The 19,136-nt window shown below is 67.4% G+C and carries 19 protein-coding genes; 6 read left to right on the forward strand and 13 right to left on the reverse strand.

Annotated features, from left to right (window positions below; translation table 11 throughout):
- Positions 1–258 precede the first annotated feature (258 nt).
- Positions 259–2,577 (forward strand): DEAD/DEAH box helicase, encoded by a 2,319-nt coding sequence (locus tag C6A82_RS24355; protein ID WP_105348391.1) that lies wholly within the window; start codon positions 259–261, stop codon positions 2,575–2,577.
- Between the two features lie 294 nt (positions 2,578–2,871).
- A complete protein-coding gene (locus tag C6A82_RS24360) occupies positions 2,872–3,981 on the forward strand; it encodes a PAS domain-containing protein (RefSeq protein WP_105348393.1) in 1,110 nt (369 codons plus the stop codon).
- Between the two features lie 15 nt (positions 3,982–3,996).
- Here the strand turns inward: C6A82_RS24360 and C6A82_RS24365 are convergent, their stop codons facing one another.
- From C6A82_RS24365 to ssd, 8 genes are read right to left on the reverse strand one after another with little or no spacing between them, the layout of a single operon-like run.
- On the reverse strand, positions 3,997–5,244 hold the full coding sequence (locus C6A82_RS24365) for an oxygenase MpaB family protein (protein WP_105348395.1): 1,248 nt from the start codon (positions 5,242–5,244) through the stop codon (positions 3,997–3,999).
- A gap of 12 nt (positions 5,245–5,256) precedes the next feature.
- Entirely contained in the window at positions 5,257–5,595 is a 339-nt protein-coding gene (locus C6A82_RS24370; protein WP_233217130.1) for an Rv3654c family TadE-like protein, read from the reverse strand.
- Positions 5,561–5,866 carry a TadE family type IV pilus minor pilin gene (locus C6A82_RS24375; RefSeq protein ID WP_105348419.1) on the reverse strand — a complete coding sequence of 102 codons (306 nt, stop codon included), beginning with the start codon at positions 5,864–5,866 and terminating at the stop codon, positions 5,561–5,563. The genes C6A82_RS24370 and C6A82_RS24375 overlap by 35 nt, the downstream gene beginning before the upstream one ends.
- A 23-nt stretch (positions 5,867–5,889) precedes the next feature.
- Positions 5,890–6,093 carry a DUF4244 domain-containing protein gene (locus C6A82_RS24380; protein ID WP_105348399.1) on the reverse strand — a complete coding sequence of 68 codons (204 nt, stop codon included), beginning with the start codon at positions 6,091–6,093 and terminating at the stop codon, positions 5,890–5,892.
- Between the two features lie 42 nt (positions 6,094–6,135).
- Positions 6,136–6,705, reverse strand: a complete 570-nt coding sequence (locus C6A82_RS24385) for a type II secretion system F family protein (RefSeq protein ID WP_105348400.1) — start codon at positions 6,703–6,705, stop codon at positions 6,136–6,138.
- Positions 6,702–7,469, reverse strand: a complete 768-nt coding sequence (locus C6A82_RS24390; protein ID WP_105348402.1) for a type II secretion system F family protein — start codon at positions 7,467–7,469, stop codon at positions 6,702–6,704. Before C6A82_RS24390 ends, C6A82_RS24385 begins: the two co-directional genes overlap by 4 nt.
- Entirely contained in the window at positions 7,466–8,632 is a 1,167-nt protein-coding gene (locus tag C6A82_RS24395; RefSeq protein WP_105348404.1) for a TadA family conjugal transfer-associated ATPase, read from the reverse strand. The genes C6A82_RS24390 and C6A82_RS24395 overlap by 4 nt, the downstream gene beginning before the upstream one ends.
- Positions 8,629–9,693, reverse strand: coding sequence for a septum site-determining protein Ssd (gene ssd / locus C6A82_RS24400; protein ID WP_105348405.1), 1,065 nt, complete (start codon positions 9,691–9,693; stop codon positions 8,629–8,631). Before ssd ends, C6A82_RS24395 begins: the two co-directional genes overlap by 4 nt.
- A gap of 418 nt (positions 9,694–10,111) precedes the next feature.
- Here ssd and C6A82_RS24405 point away from each other — a divergent pair, with 418 nt between their 5' ends.
- On the forward strand, positions 10,112–10,969 hold the full coding sequence (locus C6A82_RS24405; RefSeq protein WP_311101520.1) for an HAD-IB family hydrolase: 858 nt from the start codon (positions 10,112–10,114) through the stop codon (positions 10,967–10,969).
- Positions 10,970–11,384: 415 nt separating this feature from the next.
- On the opposite strand, the gene C6A82_RS24410 is transcribed toward C6A82_RS24405, so the two are convergent.
- On the reverse strand, positions 11,385–12,128 hold the full coding sequence (locus C6A82_RS24410; RefSeq protein WP_105343112.1) for an oxidoreductase: 744 nt from the start codon (positions 12,126–12,128) through the stop codon (positions 11,385–11,387).
- A gap of 93 nt (positions 12,129–12,221) precedes the next feature.
- Here C6A82_RS24410 and acs point away from each other — a divergent pair, with 93 nt between their 5' ends.
- Positions 12,222–14,171, forward strand: coding sequence for an acetate--CoA ligase (gene acs, locus C6A82_RS24415; RefSeq protein ID WP_105343114.1), 1,950 nt, complete (start codon positions 12,222–12,224; stop codon positions 14,169–14,171).
- A 4-nt stretch (positions 14,172–14,175) separates the two neighbouring features.
- Here acs and C6A82_RS24420 read toward each other — a convergent pair whose 3' ends face one another.
- A complete protein-coding gene (locus C6A82_RS24420; RefSeq protein WP_396836653.1) occupies positions 14,176–14,868 on the reverse strand; it encodes a S1 family peptidase in 693 nt (230 codons plus the stop codon).
- 138 nt (positions 14,869–15,006) lie between these two features.
- Here C6A82_RS24420 and C6A82_RS24425 point away from each other — a divergent pair, with 138 nt between their 5' ends.
- A complete protein-coding gene (locus tag C6A82_RS24425; RefSeq protein WP_396836655.1) occupies positions 15,007–15,576 on the forward strand; it encodes a phage holin family protein in 570 nt (189 codons plus the stop codon).
- Positions 15,576–16,523 carry an alpha/beta fold hydrolase gene (locus tag C6A82_RS24430; protein WP_105343119.1) on the forward strand — a complete coding sequence of 316 codons (948 nt, stop codon included), beginning with the start codon at positions 15,576–15,578 and terminating at the stop codon, positions 16,521–16,523. The genes C6A82_RS24425 and C6A82_RS24430 overlap by 1 nt, the downstream gene beginning before the upstream one ends.
- On the opposite strand, the gene marP is transcribed toward C6A82_RS24430, so the two are convergent.
- Genes marP through C6A82_RS24445 form a run of 3 tightly spaced genes read right to left on the reverse strand, consistent with a single transcriptional unit; the run spans position 16,520 to position 19,127 of the window.
- Positions 16,520–17,707: an acid resistance serine protease MarP gene (marP, locus tag C6A82_RS24435; protein WP_105343121.1), complete on the reverse strand. Its 1,188-nt coding sequence runs from the start codon at positions 17,705–17,707 to the stop codon at positions 16,520–16,522. The two genes, C6A82_RS24430 and marP, sit on opposite strands and share 4 nt — an antisense overlap.
- A complete protein-coding gene (locus C6A82_RS24440; RefSeq protein WP_105343123.1) occupies positions 17,704–18,486 on the reverse strand; it encodes a CoA pyrophosphatase in 783 nt (260 codons plus the stop codon). Before C6A82_RS24440 ends, marP begins: the two co-directional genes overlap by 4 nt.
- On the reverse strand, positions 18,483–19,127 hold the full coding sequence (locus tag C6A82_RS24445; RefSeq protein WP_105343125.1) for a TlpA disulfide reductase family protein: 645 nt from the start codon (positions 19,125–19,127) through the stop codon (positions 18,483–18,485). Before C6A82_RS24445 ends, C6A82_RS24440 begins: the two co-directional genes overlap by 4 nt.
- Between the last annotated feature and the right edge of the window lie 9 nt (positions 19,128–19,136).

Raw genomic sequence — 19,136 nt, forward strand, 5'->3', positions numbered from 1 at the left:
TATTTCCTTCTCTTCTACCGGGTGCGGTCCACCGACTTCCGGCGTCCCGGGCCCGTTCCGACCGCCATACCAACGCGTGTGTCGCCGGAACTTGACCCGACCTACAACCCTCGCAGGGACCGCGATCGCAACGTCGATCCTGCGGGTGCATATACACGAACACAGAAGCTGCGACCACCCTTAGTCAATCATGTTCCAAGCCCCAGCGACAGTCTTGTCGCGGCAACTAGGGGACAATTCGTGTGCAGGAGGGCAACGATGTCGGATTTCGGCCGCGAGCTGCTCGCCTGCGCGGTCGAAGGCACCGATCCGGAGGAGAAGCCGCTTCGCCATGTCGCGGATCTGCCGCCGCGACAGGCGCGACCTCAGGCCTGGCCCCACTGGGCCGACCCGGATGTGGTGCGGGCGTTCCATGATCGCGGAATCACCGCGCCGTGGTCGCATCAGCTCGAGGCCGCCGATCTCGCACACGGCGGCCGCCATGTCGTGGTCAGCACCGGCACGGCGTCGGGCAAGTCGCTGGCATACCAGCTGCCGATACTGACGGCGTGCGCAACCGATCCGCGTGCGCGCGCGCTGTATCTGTCACCGACGAAAGCCCTCGGTCACGACCAACTGCGCACCGCGCAGGCCCTCACCGATGCGGTGAGCTCCCTTGGTACCGTCGCACCGAGCGCCTACGACGGCGACAGCCCAAGCGAGGTAAGGCGTTTCGCCCGCGAGCGGTCGCGGTGGATCTTCTCCAACCCCGACATGATCCATCTGTCGTTGCTGCGCAACCATGCCAGGTGGGCGGTCTTCCTGCGCAATCTCCGCTACATCGTCGTGGACGAATGCCATTACTACCGCGGCGTTTTCGGCTCGAACGTGGCGCTGGTGCTGCGCCGCCTGCTCCGGTTGTGCACGCGCTATTCCGCGGCACCGACCGTTATCTTCGCCAGCGCGACGACGGCATCACCAGCAATCACCGCCTCGGAATTGATCGGCCAGACCGTACTCGAGGTCACCGAGGACGGTTCGCCGCAGGGAGCTCGCACCGTCGCTCTGTGGGAGCCCGCGCTACGCACGGATCTGGTCGGCGAGAACGGTGCACCGGTTCGCCGTTCGGCAGGCGCCGAAGCGGCACGGGTGATGGCCGACCTGATCGCCGAAGGTGCGCGCACCCTGACGTTCGTCCGCTCGCGGCGCGGAGCCGAGCTCACCGCGTTGGGTGCCCGCGCGCGGCTCGAGGACGTCGCACCCGACCTGGCCGGCCGGGTGGCGTCATACCGGGCCGGCTATCTCGCCGAGGACCGTCGGGAGTTGGAACGCGCACTGGCAGAGGGTGATCTGCGCGGACTCGCCAGCACCAACGCGCTCGAGCTGGGCGTCGACATCGCGGGGCTCGACGCCGTCGTGTTGGCCGGCTTTCCCGGCACCGTGACGTCGTTCTGGCAGCAGGCCGGCCGGTCCGGTCGACGCGGGCAGGGCGCATTGATTCTGTTGATCGCACGTGACGACCCCCTGGACACCTATCTGGTGCACCATCCGGCGGCCCTGCTGGACAGGCCGATCGAGCGGGTCGTCATCGACCCTCAGAACCCCTATGTGCTGGGCCCGCAATTGCTCTGCGCCGCAACGGAACTTCCCCTCACCGACGCGGAGGTGCGTGCCTGGAGCGCCGAAGCAGTGGCAGAGACACTCGTCGATGACGGGCTTCTGCGTCGTAGGCCGAGCGGCTACTTCCCAAGCCCTGGCGTCGATCCGCATCCGGCCGTCGACATCCGCGGGTCGTCGGGCGGACAGATCGCGATTCTGGAGACCGAGACCGGCCGCCTGCTCGGCAGCGCTGATGTCGGGCGCGCACCGTCAACCGTTCACCCGGGCGCCGTTTACCTGCACCGAGGCGAGTCGTACCTGGTGGACTCACTCGACTTCGAGGACGGCGTCGCATTCGTGCATGCCGACGATCCCGGTTACACGACATTCGCGCGCGAGGTCACCGACATCGCTGTCACCGGACCGGGCGAACGGAATACGTTCGGGCCTATCACCATTGGGCTTGTTCCGGTTTCGGTGAGCAACACGGTGATCGGCTATCTACGGCGGGAGCTGACCGGCGAGGTGATCGACTTCGTCGAGCTCGACATGCCGACCCGCACGTTGGAAACCAAAGCGGTCATGTGCACCATCACCCCGGAAGCGTTGCGAGACAGCAATGTCGAACCGCTACGCATCCCGGGTTCACTGCATGCGGCCGAGCATGCCGCCATTGGGTTGCTGCCGTTGATCGCCAGTTGCGATCGCGGAGATATCGGCGGATTGTCCACTGCAGTGGGACCGGTCGACGGTCTGCCGACGATATTCGTCTACGACGGCTATCCGGGCGGCGCCGGCTTCGCCGACCGCGGGTTCGAGCAGATCGCGACGTGGTGGGGCGCGACGGCCGACGCGATCCAAGCATGCGAATGCCCACTCGGCTGTCCGTCATGTGTGCAGTCGCCGAAGTGCGGTAACGGAAACGACCCGCTCGACAAGGTGGGCGCCGTTCGTGTGCTGCGGTTGGTACTGCGCGAACTGCGGCGAGGGAAGAACTGAAGTCCACGGCGACGGCCGACCCCTCGACGGCCGCCCCCGTGGACCAGCAATCGACGGTGCCGGATGCTTGGGCACGCCGAGCGCCTCGGCGTTGAGACGACACGGAGTACAACGCAATCCGTATGTTGCCTCTCACTGTTAGGCGCAGACGTAAATTACCTCGTCGGAGCACTGAAAGCAACTCAAATGGCCATTTGCGGGAACGTCAAATCGATGGTCTATACCAAGAAACTGCGGATTCCGTAGCTCGGTCACCTGCAGTTTCGTAAACCGCAGCCCGGTAGAATGTCCGCAATGACCCACGACTGGCTGCTCGTGGAGACGCTTGGCAGCGAGCCGGTTGTGGTCGCGGACGGGCGTCAAACCAAGAATCTCATCCCCATCAGCGTCTTTCTGCGACGAAGTCCTGACCTGATGGCCATTCAGACCGCGATATCCGATTCAGTGCGCGCAGCCGAGGCGATGAGCACCATCACCCCGAGGAACGACCGCGTAATCCGTACCGAACCCGTAGTCATGTCAGACGGGCGCGTTCACGGCGTGCATGTATGGATCGGGCCGCTCGAGATGGAACCGCCCGAACGATTCGCTCCCGGCCCGCTGAAGTGGGACCTCACCGCGGGGGTCGCCACCGACACGCCCGAGTCGATCTACAACAGCGGCCGAGATCCGTCGACCGAGGCCACCCACGGCCGGACGTTCGCCGAAGATCTGCCGATGCGCGCCCTCAACGCGGACGAGGCCGAGGTGCTGGCGATGGCGATCAAGGGCAAGCCCGGCATGAAGATGTGCAGCACGTGGACCGTCACCGACTATCAGGGTGAAACAATCAACGTCGGCTTCGTTGCCCGTGCGAACCCGGAGACCGAAGACGACGGCAGCGAACACCTCATCTGTCGCGCCATGAACTGGCGCGCCGAACCCGAAGGCCCGTCGCTGCCGCCCGTTCACCTGGCACAACGGATCCTCGACGGCCTCGCGTGCCCCGGCGTGCACCGCGCGCTGGTCGACCCGGTCAATTGGACGCTACTGAAATGGCTCGACGAGCCCGCGCCGTTCTTCGACTGGCGCGCGCGCGAGGCGGGACGGCCATCGGTCAATCCCGCGGACGCGATGCACATGGCGCGGATGACGCTGGAATTCGCCAACGGCGCCACAAGCGGGATTCTGCGGTTGCGCACGACCGACGACGACTGGACGCCGGTGCACATGACGATCAATCGAATCGAACTCGAGCCCGGCACTTTCGCCGCTTTGATGGCGCTGCGCCTGCCGACCGAGGCGGAGTTGGAGGTGGTGGAGTTTGCCTCCGACGGCGACGATGACGAGCCGGCACCGGGTACGAAGCCTCGAAAAGACAAGAAGCGCAAGAAGAACAAGCAAAAGAAGTCCGGGGGCGACTAGGGCGGCGACCGGCCCTCAGCGTCGCAGGGGCGTCGCGGCTTCGAACTCCGCCGCCTTTCCGGCCGACTGCCATCGCAACCAGGCGTCCCACCGTCTGACATTGGCCTGCTGCCATCGACGGTCCACCCGTGACGATGCCCGCCGCATCAATTCAACGGCGACGATGAGCGGAGATCGCAACAGCAGCAGGACGATTCCGGGAAGTGCCGACGGTAGGCGGTAGCGTCGGCGATTCCACGGCAGCATGTACAAGCCCAGGTACCCGGCCTGTACGCGGTAGTGGTATTCGGCGCGCAACCGCGCAAGGCCACGGTGGGATGCCGTGGGCGCAAACGCGGGCACGAAGGATTCGACGAGTTCGGCACCGCTGTCGGCACTGTCGTAACTGCGCGCCGTGTCTGCCATCAACAGGATGCGCCAGGCGTCGCCGACGGTCTCGGGAAAGTAGCCGTCGCAGCGCACACCGACGAGGTGCCCGCAGTAGCGGTTGAAGTGCAGGACGGCGCGCATCTCGCGCGGCGAGGTCAGATGCCCGAGAAGGAAGAGACCGAACGCCGGAGCGACGCTCCCGCCGAGCAACGTCAGCAGCATCGCCGACTGGCTGATCGGCAGACCCCAGCGTTCGGCATCCCACTCCGGATGCTGCCGCACCCGGTCGCGGACGCTGACGTGCATGATCCGCACATGCAGGGAGATGTTGCGGCCCAACGACCCTGGCGTGAGGATGGCGCCGGGTCGGCAGACCTCGATCCACCACCGCGACGTTTCGAGGTAGCGGTGCAGGGCGCGTCGGCCCGCATAGCCACCCGATAGTGACAGCGGCACGGCGAGCCAGCCCTCGGTGTAGGTGTCGTTGGTGCCCGCGTTGCCGAGCGCTCCGAGCGCATAGGCCCAGCGGCGCCAAACGGCCGCGCCTTCTTCCACGAGTTCGGGAACGACCCAATCCGGCAGCTGCTCGAACTCCTCGAAGAGCACGCGCATGGACTCGGGCGCCTCTGGCACCTTGTCGATGCCGTCTCGCTGAGCCTTCTCGACGAGATCGCGAGCGTGCCGCGCGCCGAGCTCGCCGTGATAGGTCTCGGCGACGAACCGCTCTGCGACCGGGTCGCCGTCGTTGAGCCCGTCGATGAAAGCCTGCGCCACGGCGTCGGACGGCAGCAGATCGACGCCGCTGAGCCGCTTCACCAGCGCGCGTAGCCGAACGCGTCGGCCGCCCGCGTTCGGATACCGGAATGCGGTGGGCGCGGCGGCTGAAATCGCCATGGCTCAGTCATATCAGGCCGGACCCGCCCGCGCGGCGGCGTGAGCCTTCCCGGCCGCGACGGTGATCACGACGTCGAGGTCATCCACCGCGCAGTCGATGACGGCCACGTTCATCGCCTGCGCGATCACCGAAGCCCGACCGCAGGCCGCGGCGACGCCCTCCGGCAGCTGTGCAGCGGCAGCCAACGCCGCCAGATCGGCGGCGGCCTGCGCGCGGTGCCGGGCGACGACAGCCGACCCGATGTGGAACCCGCCGACGGTGAACGCCAGCAGCACTGCCATCATCGCGACGGCGATCAGTGTCGCCGAACCTGCCTCATCCCGCAGCCGGCTCGACAGCGGCCACCGCACTCGCACCGATCGCGATGCCCGGCAACAGGACCGAGCGCGACGCGACCGTTGCGACGACCACATCGCCGTCTCTGCGAATGTCGAGTGCGGCGTCGACCGGCGCGATGGCGCGGCCCGTCTGCGCAGCCACCGCATCGTCGCCGCGTGCCGCGAGCCGGGCCGCCTCCCTGGCCGCATCGATGCACCGCACCTGCATCGACATCGCGGTGAGCCCGGCGACGCACAGCGCCAGCACCGCCACAAGCGCGGAGATGGCGAAGGCCGCCTCGATAGTGGTAGCGCCGCGTTCACCGGTCAGACGTTGGTGTTGAGCGCCCGGTTGATGATGTTCGTCAGCGCGGTGACGATCGAGTCGCCGGTGACGACCGTGTATAGGATCGCGCCGAACGCCGCGGCCGCGATCGTGCCGATGGCGTACTCCACCGTCGACATGCCGCTGTCGTCGACCAGCAGGAGCATCATTCGCGCCTTGGTTCGGCGAATCATCCTCTGCATCATGCTTTTCCCTCTCCGTTGGTTTACTGGACAGTCCGCGAAACGTCATGCCAGCCCCGACCCAAGCACGTCGCCTGCCAGGCCGGCGACGATCGGCACGATGCCGAGGCACACGAAGGCAGGCAGGTAGCACAGGCCGAGCGGGCCCGCTATCAGGACCGAAGCCCGTTGGGCCCTCGCATCGGCAGCGGAAGCAGCAGCGTGGCGGGATTGGTCGGCCAGCTCGGAAACACCCTGGGCTAGCGCGGCTCCCGATGTCGCCGAGCGGCGCGCGAGCCGAAGAAGAGCTTCGCCGTGGTCGTCGAGCGGCAGGTCCGGATTCGACCATGCCGCAGACGCATCCGCACCGAGCGCCAACATGTCGGCGGCTCGGCGGAGCACCGCGCCGAGCCGGATCGGTGCCGACGGCGCGGCTGCACCAGCCGCTGATGACACCGCCATACCCGATGTGAGGCAGGCAGCGAACACGTCGAGGGTGGATGCGACAGCGAGCGCATCCGAGTCGCTCGACGGCGCGATACGCGTTGAGGCGCTGTCGACTGCGGCGCGTCGGCGAACGCGCGACGGCGCACCGGCAACCAGCAGTGCGGCCGCGAGCAGACAAGAGGGAATCATGCCTGCGCCCTACCTGTGATGGCATCCGACCACAGCAGTCCGCAGCAGGCGAGGATGACACCGGCGACGAGTAGCCAACCGCCGACACCGCCCGAGAGCAGGAATCGCACCGGGTCGGCTCCGATGAGTTGGCCGAGGCCGATGCCGAGCACGGGCAGTCCCGCCAAAACCGCAGCCGTGGTACGGGCGCCCGCCATCCCGGCATCGACGCGTGCCGAGAACCGCTCCCGCTCGACGATGTCGCGGTGCGCGGCGCGCATCAACGTGGCGATCGCCAAACCGTGAGCCTGCGCCAGTAGCCAGAACAACGCCAGCCGCTCCCAATGCCCGGGCAGTCGCGACGACGCCGCGAAGCTCCGCAGCCCCGCCGCGACGTCTGCGCCAAGCCGGGCCCGTGCCGCCACGGCACTCAAGCTGCTCGCGACGGCGCCGTCGACCTCTGCGGCGGCGACCTCGAACGCGGACACGGGATGTGCGCCGATGCGCAATTCGCTCACCAGTACCTCGAGCGCACTCTGCAGCGCAGCAGCTTCCACGGCGCGCACGCGCCGGATTGCCATGCGTCGCCTGCGCACCAACACGGTGCCGACGACCACGGCGGCTGCCACCGCAACCGACATGGGCAGCACCACCGCCACCGCGGCGCCGAGAGCAACCGCTGCCGCCATCATCGGCAACCGACGCCGACGGAGTAGTGGCAGCAGCCGATGCCGCGACGGTACGACGACGACCGCCAATGCCAGCACAAGGGCCGCGACGGTCACGCGGCAACCCGCCTCTGCAGCATCGTCTCCAGTTGATCAGTGCCGCTGCCGAATCCGCGGTCAGCGTGCCAGGCCGTCGCAACTCTTACCAAACCGCCGTCATCGCGAAGAAGCACCGCGATCTCGTCGAGCCTTCGCTTGCCATCGCAGTCCCGACCGACGTGCAACAGCACCTGAACCGCGGCCGCGAGCTGGCTGTGCAACGCGAAGCGGTCGAGGCCGCCCAGGGCAGCAAGTGCTTCGAGGCGAGCGGGTACTTCAGCGGGATTATTGGCGTGCACCGTTCCCGCCCCGCCGTCATGACCGGTATTGAGGGCGGCCAGCAGGTCGACGACCTCCGCGCCGCGCACCTCGCCGACGACGATGCGATCGGGTCGCATCCGCAACGCCTGCCGCACCAGGTCGCGCACGGTGATCTCGCCTACCCCTTCGACATTCGCGCACCGTGCAACGAGCTTCACCACGTGTGGGTGTCGCGGCTGCAGCTCAGCGGCGTCTTCGACGCAGATGATGCGCTCACTCGGCGCGACCGCACCGAGGGCGGCGGACAGCAGCGTCGTCTTGCCCGCCCCGGTACCGCCGGAGACCAGGAGCGCCAGCCGCGCGGCGATGATCCTGTCGAGCAGCACCGCGGCCTGCGCCGCGATCGCCCCCACCCGGGTGAGCGTCGCAAGGTCCTGCGTCGCGGGCCGCAGCACTCGCAACGACAGACACGTGCCCGCCGATGCGATCGGCGCGAGCACCGCGTGAAGTCGAACAGTGAACTGGTCGGCGGTCACGCCGACCAACTGGCCGTCGACCCACGGTTGCGCCTCGTCGAGTCGGCGTCCCACGCTCAATGCGAGCCGCTGCGCCAGCCGCCGCACCGCACTCTCATCGGCAAACCGGATAGAGCTGCGCCGCAACCCCTTTCCGTCGTCGACCCAAACGGCGTCAGGCGCCGTGACCAAGACATCCGTCGTGCCTTCGGCACGAAGCAGCGGCTCGAGGACTCCGACGCCGGTCAGCTCCGTCTGCAGCGTCCGCAGATTGCTCAGCACCTCCGTGTCACCGAGCACCCCTCCCGATTCGGCGCGAATCGCCGCGGCGACCACGTTCGGGCGTAGCGGAGCCGACTCGGACGCAAGCCGCTCACGGACCCGGTCGATCAACGACTCACTCATGCCACCTCCGCCGACGGATGCTGCGCCAACACCGAAAGCACCTGTCGTGCCGCGGTGGCGAGCGGCGACCGCCTGCCCATCCGCAGGCCGCCCCGTTCCAGCATCGACGCGAGATTGGGCTGCGCCCGCATGGCGGCCAGCAGCGGCAACCCGACAATGCGCGCCACATCAACCGAGCGCAGACCCGCAGGCGACGGCCCACGAACCACGAGCCCGACATTCGGGTTGATCGCGCCGAGCGCCGATGCGACCGCCGTCGCCGAAGCGCAGCTGCCGACATCCGCCGTCGCGACGAGTACCACCAGATCCGCTGCGTCCGCGACGATCTCGACCGATCTGCTGATCTGTCGGGGTAGATCGCAGATCACGGTGGCGCCACCCCGCCGGCCCGCATCGATGACCGCCGCCAGCGGCCCCTGCTCGACGTCGTTGCCCGAACGGACACCCGACAAGACGCTCAGCCCGTCGAGCCTGGGCAATGCCTGACGCAACGCCGCGAAGTCCAACCGGCCGTGCTCCAGCGCCAGATCGGGCCACCGCAGTCCCGGCTTGTCCTCACTGCCGACGACGAGGTCGATCCCCCCGCTCCATGGATCGGCGTCAATCAGGAGGGCTTGGCGTGCCGACTGCGCGAGTGCGGTGGCGAACAGCGAGGCCCCCGCACCGCCACGACTTCCCATCACGGCGACGACCGCACCTCTGCGCTCGGCATCGCGGCCCGACTCGGCGGCTTCTGACAGCGCGGCGACGAGCCGGCCCTCGTCGGCGGGCATCGTCATCACGTCCCGGGCGCCCACGGCGATCGCCGTCTGCCATCCGGTGGCGTTCGGCTCGCCGCTGCTGAGGATGAGGACGTGGCTGCGTCGAGGCAGCCCGGCGGAGGCACAACCGACCGCCGCCGCGACGTCGAGCAGTACTGCCGATGCGCCGCTCCAGGCTTGCCGGCCCGGCGGCTGCGCAACGTGAACGACCGCCACGCCTGCAGCTGCTGCGACGCGGTCCACTGCGTCGCGCATCGCAGTTTCAGCGACCATCGCGAGCACACTGCTGCGTGCGTTCATCAGCCCACCGTGCTGCAGCAATCCGGCACGGGCCAGAGCCGTTTCGCGCTCTGTGGACTACGCCTCAACTGTGCATGGAACGTGTGGCAACTCGCACAGCGAAAATGCGATTCCGCAACCTAACGGGACTTCCCCACCTATCCGGCCAACGAAAGGGCTCCAGAAAAGGGACGACCCCCGCCAGGGGGGAGGAGGCGGAGGTCGTCGTGTATCAGCCCCGGGGGGTCGGGCTGATGCACACCCGGCATAAGCCGAGTAATCCTCACTATACACACGGAAAGCCCAAGAGGCGCAAGTACTGCTTGCCATAGGAAGCACCCGGCATCGCCGCAGAGGGCGGCCATCGGCACCTGTCGTGAACTGCCATTTTGAATGCTTGGCCGGTGCCCCGCCGTGGCCGCGCCCTATGCTGGGCGTCGTGACCGCAACCGACTCGGCGGCCGCGGAGGGTGACGCACCGCAGACGACGCCGGAAACCGGGCAGCCCGTTCGCACGGCGGCCTTCTTCGACCTCGACAAGACGGTGATCGCGAAGTCCAGCACGCTGGCTTTCAGCAAACCCTTCTTCGACCAAGGGCTAATTAATAGACGGGCAGTACTCAAGTCGACTTACGCACAGTTCCTGTTCCTCATGTCGGGCGCTGACCACGACCAGATGGACCGTATGCGCAACTACGTAACCAATATGTGCGCCGGGTGGGACGTCGAACAGATCAAGTCGATCGTCGGCGAAACACTGCATGACATCGTCGACCCGTTGATCTTCGCCGAGGCGGCCAATCTCATCGCCGACCACAAGCTGTGCGGACGCGACGTGGTCGTCGTCTCGGCCTCGGGCGAGGAAGTCGTCGGTCCGATTGCCAGCGCCCTTGGCGCCACCCACGCGATGGCCACGCGAATGGTCGTCGTGGACGGGAAATACACCGGCGAGGTGGCGTACTACTGCTTCGGCGAGGGCAAGGCCGAGGCCATCCGCGAACTGGCCGCACGCGAGGGATATGCGCTCGAGCACTGTTACGCCTACTCGGATTCGGTCACCGATCTGCCGATGCTCGAAGCGGTCGGCCATCCGACTGTGGTGAACCCCGACCGAGGGCTGCGCAAAGAGGCGGTCGCGCGCGACTGGCCGGTTCTGACGTTCTCGCGGCCGGTCCCGCTGCGCGACCGCCTTCCCACTCCCTCCGGCGCTGCTGTCGCCACCACGGCGGCAGTCGGCCTCACCGCCTTGTTGGCCGGTGCACTGACGTACTCGCTGCTGCGTCGATTCGCCATCTGACGTCCGACCGTACGTAGTAGCTGACGCGCCGACGGTAACGATCGAATTTCACGCACGATTCGCTCTTGCTGTGATCGGGGTCACGGAGTACAAAGGAACCAAGGAAGCCTGGCAAGGCCAAGCGCGAGCCGGAAGAGAAGGCTCGAGCTCCCGCGACAGGCTACCCAGCACGGATCCCGGCACCCACGCGGAGCTAAAGCCGCGAAATAGGCAAAAGTGTTGCGGGCCTGCGTAATTGTGAAGAGCGGACGACCACGACGGCCTCTTGGGTGGGGCTGCAGCCGTAGCGCATCGCAGGGACGCCGAGGCCACCCACGCACACCCGACCAGCACGCTTGGTAACCGGAATCCGTGCTAGCGGGCGGCGAGCCGAACCAGTTTCGGAGCGTCGCCCGCTTTCACTTTGCTGGAGGCACTACTTCGAGGCACCTTCTGCGATCGAGAGCGCCTCCCTCGCACCCGCTCGCAGCGCCTCGCTGCTGAGCACCAACCACGCAGCAAGTCCGTCGGGCGTGCCGGAGGCGAAGCCGCGCGCGCCCGCGTGGTAGTCACCCGAACGTCGCATCCAGGCGACCTCGGGGACCCCGAGCCCGTGCGGGTCCAGCCCGCTGGCGATCGTCACCAGCCGCGACACCCCGCGAGCGACGATTCCGTCGGCGGTGCCGAAGGGAGCCAACGTCAAGAGCTCCCCGTGTGCGACGGCGGCCAGCACCGTGGCGGGCACTGCGGATTTGCCGGTGACGAGCTCGATCAGGAGTTCCAGCCGCGGAACGACGTCGGCGTCAACGCGCGGCCGTCCGAGTCGCTCGTCGTCGACGAGATCTGCGGCGGCCAGGGCGTGCATTCGCGCCAGTGCCTGGCTCGGCGCCTTCTGCCAGACGCTGACAAGAGACGTCGCGCCGCCCTCGAGTGCCTCCGACACTCGAAGTGCCCCTGCGAGCAGCGGGTCGGGTTTCCCGGTTTCGGATTGATGCAAGGAGCCGCCCTCGAGCACGGCGGACGCCCTGGCGGCCCGCAACGCGGCTTCCGCAGCGGTGGCGGGCCACCCCCGGAGGTTGGTGCGGTGGCGGTGGGCCTTGCCGAGCGCCTCGCGGGCCTCCTCTCCGGCGGCCGCGACACCGGGCAGCTCGGCCAGCGGGGCCAATGGGTGCGATGTCATTCGGGCAAGGCTACGGCGTGCGACCGGGTACTGAATTGGGATGCAACCCAACGCAACGTTGCTGCATCGCGCCAGGTGACTAGGCTCACAATCATGTCGCAATCCCACGCCGAAGGGCCATCCACGTATCCCCCAGCCGACGACTTCGCCGCGCAGGCGAACGCGACCGCCGAGCTGTACAGCGAGGCCGAGAAGGATCGCCTGACGTTCTGGGCGAAGCAGGCCAACCGGCTGGCCTGGGACACCCCGTTCGACGAGGTCCTTGACTGGTCCGAGGCCCCGGTCGCGAAGTGGTTCGTCGGTGGCAAGCTCAACGTCGCCTACAACTGCGTCGACCGACATGTGGAGGCGGGCAACGGCGATCGGGTCGCGATCCGCTGGGAGGGCGAACCCAAGGACGACAGCAGGGAGATCACCTACTCCGAGCTGCTCGCCGAGGTGTCGAAGGCGGCCAATGCGCTGACCGACCTCGGCCTGGTCGCAGGCGACCGGGTCGCGATCTACATGCCGATGCTGCCCGAGGCCATCGTGGCGATGCTGGCCTGCGCCCGCCTCGGTGTGCTGCACTCGGTGGTGTTCGCCGGGTTCTCGTCGTCGGCGCTCGCGGCCCGCATCGAGGACGCCGAAGCCAAACTCGTCATCACCGCCGACGGCCAGTTCCGGCGGGGCAAGCCCGCCTCGCTGAAGGAATCAGTCGACGAGGCGGTTAACGGGCAGAAGTGTGTCGAGCATGTGCTTGTGGTGCGCCGCACCGGGATTGACACGCCGTGGACCGATGGCCGTGACCTGTGGTGGCACGACACCGTCGACAAGGCATCGCCCGAGCACACACCGGAGGCGTTCGACTCCGAGCACCCGTTGTTCCTGCTCTACACGTCGGGCACCACGGGCAAGCCCAAAGGCATCATGCACACCTCGGGTGGCTTCCTGACCCAGGCGTCCTACACGCACCACTATGTCTTCGACGTCAAACCCGAATCCGACGTCTACTGGTGCACAGCGGATATCGGCTGGGTCACCGGCCACACGTACATCGTTTACGGACCCCTGTCCAACGGTGTCACCCAGGTCGTCTACGAGGGCACGCCGAACTCTCCCAACGAACACAGGCACTTCGAAGTCATCGAAAAGTACGGCGTGACAATCTATTACACCGCGCCGACGCTGATCCGGATGTTCATGAAGTGGGGTCGCGAGATTCCCGACGCTCACGACCTGTCGAGCTTGCGACTGCTGGGCTCGGTCGGCGAGCCGATCAACCCCGAGGCGTGGCGATGGTATCGGGATGCCTTCGGCGGCAACAGGACTCCGATCGTGGACACCTGGTGGCAGACGGAGACCGGCGCGATCATGATTTCACCGCTACCCGGTGTCACGGCGGCCAAGCCCGGCTCGGCGATGACACCGTTGCCGGGAATCTCGGCGATCATCGTCGACGAGGACGGCAAGGAGCTGGTGCCGGGCGCCGACGAGGCCGAACACGTGACCGGTTATCTGGTGCTCGACCAGCCGTGGCCGGCGATGCTGCGCGGCATCTGGGGCGACCCCGAGCGCTACCGGGAGACCTACTGGTCGCGGTACGCCGACCAAGGCTGGTACTTCGCAGGCGACGGGGCCCGCGTCGATTCCGACGGCAACATCTGGCTGCTCGGCCGCATCGACGACGTGATGAATGTGTCCGGCCATCGGATTTCGACGACAGAGGTTGAGTCGGCTCTCGTCGGTCACTCCGGTGTTGCCGAGGCTGCCGTTGTTGGCGCCTCCGACGAAACCACCGGCCAGGGCATCTGCGCGTTCGTCATCCTCGAATCGCACGCCAAGGACAACGACAACATGGTCGACGAACTGCGTGAGCAGGTGGCGAAGGAGATCGGAAAGATCGCGCGCCCGCGCGAGATCCACGTCGTGCCCGAACTCCCGAAGACCCGTAGCGGAAAGATCATGCGACGGCTGCTGCGCGACGTCGCCGAGGGACGCGAGCTCGGTGACACGTCGACGCTGGTCGATCCCTCCGTGTTCGAGGCGATCAAGGCGAGCAAGTAGGGCGCTATACCGGGGGAGCCGCTCCCACGGGTACGAAGCCCGAGCCGGGCCGGTTCTTGGCGACGATGTCGGCCAGCTGCGTGTTGATCGACATCGCGACGGCCGGCGTGTGCAACGGGATGAACTTCACGACGCAGGTCGGTAGGTCTTCGGCGAATGCGCCGTGGATCATGCCGACCAGCCGATTGTTGACCGTGACCGGTGCCCCCGAGTCGCCGGGCTGCCCGCACACCTGGCTGACGATAGTGCCGGGCTCCTGGCCCGGGCCCCACACGACGCCGCACGAGTAGCCGGTGGTGCGGCCGAGCTTGCAGGCCACATCACCGGTCACGGGGTCGGGTCCCAGGCCGTCGATCTGGAAGTTGTCGACGTTGTTGAGCGGAGTGACCTTCTGCGGGTCGAATTGAATCACCGCGTAGTCGAGCGCATCGTTGCCTGCCACCATCGCGCCGAGGACACCGCTGCCCTCCGTGCCTTCAGCGCCAACCTGTGCACCCGGGCCGCCGCAGTGAGCGGAGGTGAAGCCGATCAAGTTTCCGCGGTTGTCGTTACCGATCGAGGTCAGCGTGCACATCGTGTCGCCGTTGACGACCAGCCCGGACCCGCCGCCCAGCGGCACCGGCTCGTCGGCGTGCGCCACCGGCGTGAACGAAACCAACAGGGCGACGGCCGTCAGCATCGCGGCAATCGAACTCATGCGCCATCGGTGTTCGGTCCTCAAGAACCCATCCCCCATCAACGTCCCGACCACCTACTCGACTGTGACGGTCAGTCTAACGTTCGGCCGGCATCGTCTGGCTCGACGCTACGTGGCAACATGATTTCCCAAGAAACAATGAAATCGGGAGGATCATCCGTGAGCAGTGCTGACGGGAAGAATGGCGTACCCACCACGGTGACCTCGATACCGTTGGTCGATCCGCATGCTCCCAAGCCAGATCCGTCGATCGGTGACCTCGTCAAAGACGCGACGGCGCAGGTGTCCACACTGGTGCGCGCCGAGGTGGAACTGGCCCGCGCCGAGATCACCCGCGATGTCAAAAGGGGCCTGACGGGCAGCGTCTTCTTCATCCTCGCGCTCGTGGTCCTCTTCTACTCCACGTTCTTTTTCTTCTTCTTCGTCGCCGAACTCCTCGACACCTGGCTATGGCGGTGGGTGGCGTTCCTGATCGTGTTCGGCATCATGGTCCTCGTCACCGCCGTGCTCGCCCTGTTCGGCTACCTCAAGGTGCGCCGCATCCGCGGCCCGCAGAAGACCATCGAATCGGTCAAGGAGATTCCCGAGGCGCTGACGCCCGGCCACGACAAAACCAAGGCGTTGGCTGGTTCTTCGGACGCGAGGAGCGGCACGGCCAGAGACGGAAAGGCCGCGGCGAACCCGACCGCGGACCCGTCCGGCTGGTAATGGCCCCACCCGACCCGTCGATCGTCCGTATCGACGGTCCGTGGCGCCATCTCGAGGTGCACGCCAACGGCATCCGGTTCCACGTCGTGGAAGCTGAGACCAGGGCCGACGACTCCGCTGAGCCGCTCACCGAGCGGCCGTTGGTCATCCTCCTTCACGGGTTCGGCTCGTTCTGGTGGTCGTGGCGACACCAGCTGCGCGGCCTGCGCAACTCCCGCGTCGTCGCCGTGGACCTGCGCGGATACGGCGGCAGCGACAAACCGCCGCGCGGTTACGACGGCTGGACGCTGGCCGGCGACACCGCAGGCCTCGTCCGGGCTCTCGGCCATCCGTATGCGACGCTGGTCGGCCATGCCGATGGCGGACTTGTCTGCTGGGCAACCTCGGTGCTGCATCCCCGCATGGTCCGCGCGATCGCGGTGATCAGCTCACCGCATCCTGCGGCGCTTCGCTCCGCGGCGCTGACGCGGCGCGATCAAGGACGGGCACTGCTGCCGTGGATGCTGCGTTACCAGGTGCCGATATGGCCGGAGCGCTCGCTGACGCGGCACAACGCAGCCGAGCTGGAGCGGCTGGTGCGCAGTCGCGGCAGCGCGAAATGGACTGCCTCAGAGGACTTTTCCGAGACCATCGCATGTATGCGGCAGGCCATCCAGATCCCGTCGGCAGCTCACTCGGCGCTGGAGTACCAGCGCTGGGCGGTGCGCAGCCAGCTGAAGAGCGAGGGCAGGCGCTTCATGCGGTCGATGAAACGGCCCCTCACCGTGCCGATGTTGCACATCCGCGGCGATGCCGATCCGTACGTGTTGGCCGAGCCGGTCAATCGCACGCAGCAGTACGCTCCGCACGGCCGTTACGTATCCATCGCCGGCGCAGGGCATTTCGCTCACGAAGAGGCGCCGGACGCGGTCAACGAGGAGCTGACGCGTTTCCTGGAACAGCGCTAGGTGACGCAGGTGCCGGTGGGGACCTGCGCGGTATTGCCGATCTTGCCGAGCTGGTGACCGACCTCCCTGGTGGTCAGCACGAAGCCGGTCTCCGCGTCGTCGACCGCGGCGCCGAACACCACGCCGAGAACCTGACCCTGGCGATCGATCATCGGGCCACCCGAGTTGCCCTGTCGCACAGTGCCTCTGATGGTGTACACCTCACGATCGACCGTCTTGGTCTTGTAGATGTCGGGACCCTTGAGCTCGATCGTCTCGCGCACGCGCGCAGGCGTCGCCTGGAAATCGCCGCCGCCGGGATACCCGAGCACCAGTGCGTCGGTTCCGCTCTTGGCCGGCTCCTGTGCGAACGGCAGCGGCGCGGCGGGCAGGCCGGGGACGTCGAGGACCGAGATGTCGGCGTCCGGGTCGTAGGACACCACCGTCGCGTCGAACGTCTGGCCGTCGGACTCGACCGTCACGGTCTCGGCGCCTGCGACGACGTGCGCGTTGGACATCACGCGATTAGGCGCGACGACGAAACCCGTGCCCTCCAAGACTTTTTGGCAGCCGGGCGCGACACCGCGGATCTTGGTGATGCTCGGCCGCACGGCCGCGACGACAGGGTCGTTGATCAGCGCCGCATCGGGGGCGTCGACGTTGGCGATCGGTGTGCGACCGAACGGCTGAAGCACTTCCGGCAGACCGGAAGTGTCCAGCAGCGCCTTGAGACGGTTGGGCACGGCCTTCAGCCACGGCGGGGCCACCGAGTCGACCTGGCTCAGCACCTTCGAACCGCGCACGGCGGCGGCCAGGTTCGGCTGGTTGGTCGACGTCAGCGGCGTCGCAAGCAGATACGCCACCACGGCGACCGCCAACACCATCACGCCGACGCCGATCACCGAGTCGAAGGTGCGCAGCGTGCGGTTGCGGATCGCGCCGCGCACCGCCCGGCCCAGCACCACGCCCGCGATCTCGCCGATGACCACCAGCCCAAGGATCAGGAACAGCGTGACGAAGAGTTGCGTTCGCGTGCCGGTGAAATTCGTGACGATGTGCGGCGCAAGCAGCACTCCGGCGACGGCGCCGAGCACCACGCCGATGAACGACAGCAGCGAGCCAAGCGCGCCCGATCGCCAGCCCGAGATCGCCGCGACGAACGCGACCGCCAGCACGGCCATGTCGAGCCACTGCGAAGACGTCATAGTTGGTCCTCCCGGTCGGTCTCATCATGACCGACAAGGGCCATCGCGTCGTCCAGCTCCCGCACGTCGTCGGTGTTCCAGGGCTCCGCCCACCCCGCCACGTCGAGAATCGCCGAGATCACCTGACCAGTGAACCCCCAGACGAGCATTTCGTTCAGCAGGAAGGCCGGCCCGGCGAGGCGCCGCGTGTTCTCCCTGCGGTACACCATCAACCGATTCTCCGGATTGATGAACGCCCGGACCGGCACCCGCGCCACGACCGCTGTCTCGGATTCGTCGACGACAGCCACCGGGCCGGGATCCGGCGAGTAGGCAAGCACCGGCACGACGTGGAAGCCCGATGGCGGGATGAACAACTTCTCCAGCGTCGCGAGCGGCGCCAACCTGCCGATGTCGATGCCGGTCTCCTCGTTCGCCTCGCGCAGCGCGGTGTGTATCGGACCTTCGTCACCCGGATCGGCTGCCCCGCCGGGGAACGCCGCCTGTCCGGCGTGGTGGCGCAGCGTCGACGCCCGCACGGTGACGAGTAGATCGGCGTCGTCGGGCAGCCCGCCGGTGGGTGAGTCCTGTGGGCCGGAGAAGAGCACGAGGACCGCGGCGTCGCGGCCCGAACCGGTCAGCGCGGCCTTCGCGTTTGCGGCGGTGACGACCGCGAGCAGTTCGGCGGGCACCCGGCGTCGATAGGCCTTCTTGACGGCGTGAGCGTTGTCGACCAGCGGCTTCAGCCAGGCCGGAGCGGCGTCGGGAGTCAGCAGACTCCATTCGCTCTCCGAATTCACCCCGGCACTCCTATCTCTGGATCGACCGCGGCGGCTATTTCCTCGGCACTGGCGAACGAACGCGGCAGGATTTCGGCAACGCTACCGTCCGGCCGCAGCACCACCGTCGCGGGCATCACGTTGGGCACCTGCAGAGCCGCGGCGATCAAACGCCTGCCGTCCTGCAGCGTCGGCAGGTGTACGCCCAGTTCGGCGAGCCGCAGCAGCGCGGCGGTCTCGTTCTCGTCCTGGTGCACCGTCACCACCGTCACCGCCGCACCGGCGCGCCGCTGATACTCGGCCATCGCGGGCAGTTCCTCGGCGCACGGCCCACACCAGTAGGCCCACAGATTGAGCACCACCGCCCGGCCTGCCACTGCCTCGGCGACGTCGACGTCCGCGCCGTTTCCCGCGCACTCGACGGTGATCCCCCGCAGCTTCTGGGGTCCCCGGCCCGGCCCGTTCCCTGGGCACGGGGCCAGCGCGGCGCGGGCGCGTGGTTCGGCGAGCGCTTCGGGGGTGTCGGCGTCGCGGTGTTGGCGTGCGGGCGCCGGACCCGACTCGCCGGTCGAGGTGTCGTGGTCCAGCTGCATCCACAGTCCCGCACCGAGCGCGACGATGACGACGAGCACCACCACGGTCCATCGGGTCGACGAGCTCATGACGCGGGT

Source organism: Mycobacterium sp. ITM-2016-00318 (genome assembly GCF_002968285.2).
In the GTDB taxonomy this organism is placed as follows: domain Bacteria; phylum Actinomycetota; class Actinomycetes; order Mycobacteriales; family Mycobacteriaceae; genus Mycobacterium.